At 63.8% G+C, this 5,100-nt stretch carries 4 protein-coding genes; 3 read left to right on the top strand and 1 reads right to left on the bottom strand.

Going from position 1 to position 5,100, the window contains the following annotated elements:
* From ABIV12_RS10670 to ABIV12_RS10680, 3 genes are all read left to right on the top strand, one after another.
* Positions 1–1,532 (top strand): DUF885 domain-containing protein (locus ABIV12_RS10670; RefSeq protein ID WP_348059055.1); only part of this gene is annotated, 1,532 nt, incomplete at its 5' end.
* A 371-nt stretch (positions 1,533–1,903) separates the two neighbouring features.
* Complete coding sequence (locus ABIV12_RS10675; RefSeq protein WP_348059057.1) at positions 1,904–2,998, top strand: membrane dipeptidase; 1,095 nt, start codon at positions 1,904–1,906, stop codon at positions 2,996–2,998.
* Between the two features lie 243 nt (positions 2,999–3,241).
* Complete coding sequence (locus ABIV12_RS10680) at positions 3,242–4,474, top strand: choice-of-anchor Q domain-containing protein (RefSeq protein ID WP_348059059.1); 1,233 nt, start codon at positions 3,242–3,244, stop codon at positions 4,472–4,474.
* Positions 4,475–4,601: 127 nt separating this feature from the next.
* Here ABIV12_RS10680 and ABIV12_RS10685 read toward each other — a convergent pair whose 3' ends face one another.
* On the bottom strand, positions 4,602–5,021 hold the full coding sequence (locus ABIV12_RS10685; RefSeq protein WP_348059061.1) for a hypothetical protein: 420 nt from the start codon (positions 5,019–5,021) through the stop codon (positions 4,602–4,604).
* Between the last annotated feature and the right edge of the window lie 79 nt (positions 5,022–5,100).

A 5,100-nucleotide genomic window follows, 5' to 3' on the forward strand; every position in this document is an offset into this window, starting at 1 on the left:
GCGACGCGCTCGATCAGGACGGCAAGCTGTCCTACGACGTACTGGATTATTTTCTGACCATCCAGGTCGAGGGCGACCGTTTCCGCGACCTCGATTTTCCGGTGAACCAGATGTTCGGCATCCAGTCGAGCCTGCCGAACTTCATGGCGCAGACCCATCAGGTCAACAGCACGCACGATGCCGACACCTACATCGAGCGCCTTGGCCGTTTTCCGGCGAAGTTCGATCAGGTCATCGAAGGGTTGAAACTGCGCGAATCAAAAGGCGCGATCCCGCCGAAATTCACCGTCGACGAGGTGCTCACGCAGATGACCGGTTTCATCGCGAAGCCTGCGCGGGACAACCTGTTGTACGTGAGCTTCAAGGAAAAGCTCGACAAGATTGCGCCCGATGCGATCACGGCATCCGACCGTGGCGCGCTGCTCGCGAAGGTGGAGCAGGCGATCGACGGAAGCGTGTACCCCGCCTACAAGACCCTGATCGCGTATTTCACGGCGTTGCAGCCGAAGGCGCAGCGCAACGAGGGCGCGTGGAGCCTTCCGGACGGCGACGCGTACTACGCGTGGTGCGTGCGGCAGCACACGACAACCGACATGACACCGGAACAGGTGCATGGCCTTGGTCTGGCCGAAGTCGCGCGCGTGACCACCGAGATGGACGCCATCCTCCGCGAGCAGGGTCTTGCGGACGGCCCGATCGGTGCGCGGGTGCAACAGCTCGCACACGGTCCGGACGCGACCTTTGCCAACACGCCGGAGGGCAAGACGGCGATGCTCAAGCGTTACCAGGCGATCCTCGACGAGGTGAATGCGGGTCTCGGTGATGCGTTCAACGTGCGTCCGACGCTTGGAGTGCAGGTCAAGGCGGTTCCGGAATTCGCCGAAAAAACCGCACCGGGTGCGTACTACGAACCCGGTTCGTTCGACGGTACGCGGCCCGGCACCTTTTTCGCGAACATGCGCGACACCACCGACACGCCGAAATTCGCAATGCGCACGCTTGCCTACCACGAAGGCATTCCCGGTCACCATTTCCAGATCTCGATCGCGCAGGAGTTGAAGGGTGTGCCGTTCTTTCGACGCGTGTTGCCGTTTACCGCTTACGCGGAAGGCTGGGCGCTGTATTCCGAGCGGCTCGCGTGGGAACTCGGATTCGAGAAGGATCCGATCGACAATCTCGGCCGCCTGCGCGACGAGATGATGCGCGCGGTCCGTCTCGTGGTGGATTCCGGGATCCACTACAAGCGCTGGACGCGCGAGCAGGCGATCGCCTACATGATGGACAACACCGGCATGGCGCAGAACGACGTCACCGCCGAAATTGAACGCTACTTCGTGATGCCCGGCCAGGCGCTCGCGTACAAGGCCGGCATGCTGAAGATTCTGGAGCTGCGCGAGCGGGCGAAACAGGCGCTTGGGACGAAGTTTGTCCTCGCGCAATTCCACGACCAGGTGTTGACGCACGGATCGTTGCCGCTGGCGTTGCTCGAGCGCGTGATCGATGAGTGGATCGGCCGAATGCAGTCGGGCTGACGCGCGCCTGATGGTTGTCCGATGTGGAAGCGCGACGCCGGCCGCGCACGCGCGTCCGGCGGCGGCGTGCGTGATCCCGAAATCGCGCAAGGCCGGACGATGTCTGTCGGCCGACTCACGCACATCCGGTGGTGCAGTGGTTGGAATCGTGACACCTCAACAGCGATCGATTCCGGGACGAGCGCGGCCGGCCAGATCGTGTCCGCAGGATGTCCGCGTTGACCGCGGACATCCTGCGGCCCGCGCTGAAGGCGTTCGAGCGCGTTCCACGGCGTGGCACAAAGTTTGCGTGCAGTGCCATTCATCGCACCACGGTGTGCATTCGAGACGATCGTCCAATGAGTTCATTTCATCAACGCCGCCGATTTCTCATGAAGACGACCAGCCTCGCCGCGCTGCTCGTGCTTCCTTCGATCGCTCGACTGGAGGCGAAGCAGGCGCCGCGCCGTCGCCGCACCGGCATCGTCATCGACGGCAATCTGGTGCCACCGCTGGATGACAGCGCGCCACTCGACGAGGCGACCGCGCGTGCCGTGCGCTCTTCCGGTCTGACGGCGTTGAAGGCGACGATCGGCGGCAGCAGCGGCGATTTCAAGCAGACCTCCGCCGAGCTCGACGGCTACGACGCCGCATTGCGCCTCAATGCAACCGTCTACATGCAAATCGCACGCGCGACGGACTTCCAGCGCGCGCACCGCAGCGGCAAGGTCGGCATCATCTATTCGTTCGAAGGCGTCGACATGCTCGAGTCGCGCGTCGATCGTATCGATCACTTTTTCGCACGCGGCGTGCGCGTGATGCAGCTGTGCTACAACCGGCCATCCGCATTCGCGTCCGGTGTGCTCACGCCGCAGCCGTCGACCGGGCTGACGCCGCTTGGCCGCGAAGCCGTTGCACGAATGAATGCGCTCGGGGTGGCCCTCGACCTCAGTCATTGCGACGAGCCGTCGACGCTGGCGGCGCTCGGCGCATCGAAGCGCCCTGGATTGATCACGCACGCCGGCTGCGCGGCCGTCCACGATCATCCGCGCAACAAGAGCGACACCGTGTTGCGTGCCGTGTCCGACAGCGGTGGCGTGATCGGCATCTACGACCTGTCATTCCTCGTGCCGGCTCCGAATCAGCCAACCTTGCCCGACTACATTCGCCACCTGCGGCACGCGCTGGACATCTGTGGCGAGGACCACGTCGGGATCGGCAGCGACGCGCTGCTGATGCCGTTCGACACATCGCCCGAGAGCATGGCGGAGTGGAACAAGGACATTGAAGCGCGCAAAGCCAGCGGTGTCGGCGCACCCGGCGAAGGGCCACCCCCATTCGTCATCGGGCTCAACCGCCCCGACCGGTATACGGTGATCGCGGATGCGCTTGCCGACTCCGGCGTGAGCGAACGCCTGATCGACAAGGTGCTTGGCGTCAATTTCCAGCGCGTCTTCTCCGACGCGTGGAAGCCTGTGAGCGCGTAGCGGCGTCGCGCAAACGATCGCAGCGGTCGATGGCCGACGGTCGTGTCCCGCGCACGCCGACCAGTGTCGGAGCGGAGGGCCGTGTCGGTCCAGCCAGCGACTTCCCGTATGAAGATCGTGGCGATGGTCGTTTTCCCGATGATGGAAACCGGCGCGCCGTCAACGAATCGGAGACCGCGAATGATTGCTGGATTCCCAAAGATTGCCACATCAATGCTGTGGCTCGTCGTCTGCGCATTGACCATGACCACAACGGCCCATGCCGACGCAGTGTTCATCGTCAACACCGTGGCAGACCTGGTCGACGACAACACCGCTGACGGCGTCTGCCACACCGGCGCGAACACATGCTCGCTGCGCGCGGCGATCATGGAGGTCAACCACCTGCCACCCGCAGGAGTCGGCGTGATTTCGGTTCCCGCCGGAACCTACATTCTCACGCGCGCGCCGACGGCAGCGAACGGCGATGACGTCGGCGATCTCAACATCGTCGCGCCCAGCGTCGTCGGATTGACGGTGTCGCTGATCGGTGCCGGCGCCGGACGCACGATCATCGATGGCAACCAGCTTGACCGCGTGCTCGCAATCGATGGCGTCTGCACGGTGCGGCTGGCAGGCGTCACGATTCGCAATGGCCAGCGCGGAGGCAATTCGCTCGGAGGCGGCATCTTCAACCGCAGCACGCTGACCATCGCGGACAGCACGATTGAAAACAACCATGCCGACGAAGGCGGTGGCATCGACAGCGGGGGCGACCTCACGATCGTGCGCAGCACAATCCGCGCGAACACCGCGATGTACGGCGGCGGCCTCTACGTCTACGGCCCCACACACATCCGCGACAGCACGATCAGCGGCAATCTCGCAAGCCCGGGCTCCGGCGGCGGACTGTTCAATACCGCCGAGTTGTGGATCGTCAACGGGACGATCAGCGGCAACGCGGCCGATACGGATGGCGGCGGCATCTACAGCAATTATCGAACGTCTCTCTACAGCACGTCGATCATCAACAACGACGCGGACCACGATCGTGACGAAAATGGCGGCATCGGCGGCGGCGTTTTTGCTGGTGCCTTCCTCGATGCGCAGTTCCTCATCATCAACACGCTCTTCGCCGGCAACACCCTTTTCGATGCTCCGATCTACGACGACTGCTCCGGCACGCTGGACGCGGTGGGGTTCAATGAATTCGGCGATCCGAGCGGCTGCACCATCAATGGCCCGTGGGGTGGGGTGACTCCCGGGAGCATTGGTCCCCTGCGCGACAACGGCGGACCGACGTTCACGCACGCGCTGCTGGAGGGGAGCGAGGCGGTCGACAACGTCTTCGCCAGCTCGTCCTGCGTCGACGATGATGGCGAGGACATGCCGACCGATCAGCGCGGAGCGGTGCGCGTCACCGGAACACGCTGCGATATCGGAGCGTTCGAGTACGGCTCGATCCTCGATCGGATCTTCGCCAACGGATTCGACTGACGGCCTTTCCGCGAGCGGAAACCGACGTCACTCGCGCGTGGCGCTGTCGATGCGCGCACCCGCGTGTCGGGCGCGAAAACGGAAGTCTGCACGGATACCCGTTCGGCGGATCCGCCGATTAGGGCGATCACATTGCCGTGTCGTCAAACGCCACCGCGGGGTCGAACACGAAAAAAGCAGGTTCGTTCGCGCAGTTCGACGTCACCCGTCGGAACAGATCGGCGAGCGGCAACGTCGCGGCAAGCGGTAACGTGCACGCGATCCAGCCGACGCCGGCGTGACGAATCCAGAACCGGCATTCGCCCGCGTCATCGACCTGCACCGCGAAATGGCAAGCGCCGTGACGTTTCGTCCGTTCACTGGAGCGCTCAGTGCTCGGCGGTCTGGATGCAACCGCAGGAGTCATCCGCGCGCGCATCCGTGCCAGCTCGGCGACCAGATCCTCCACTCCATGCGCGTCAAGTTTGGCGTCAACCTGGACCGTTGCCGTCGCGAGCGCAGGATCAAGAGTGAGCTGAAACGATGGCCCTGCCTTATTTTCGTTCACATCGACATCCATTCGCGCACGGGATGGTGAGGATAGAAATCCGCACGACGCGCGTCTGTCGCTTTTCGCGCACAACGCG

This window comes from Dokdonella sp., from assembly GCF_039926425.1.
Lineage (GTDB): Bacteria > Pseudomonadota > Gammaproteobacteria > Xanthomonadales > Rhodanobacteraceae > Dokdonella_A.

Excerpts from the sequence above, each read along its gene's own strand:
- ABIV12_RS10680 (WP_348059059.1), top strand. The coding sequence starts at position 3,242 with ATGACCACAACGGCCCATGCCGACGCAGTGTTCATCGTCAACACCGTG.
- ABIV12_RS10675 (WP_348059057.1), top strand. The coding sequence starts at position 1,904 with ATGAAGACGACCAGCCTCGCCGCGCTGCTCGTGCTTCCTTCGATCGCT.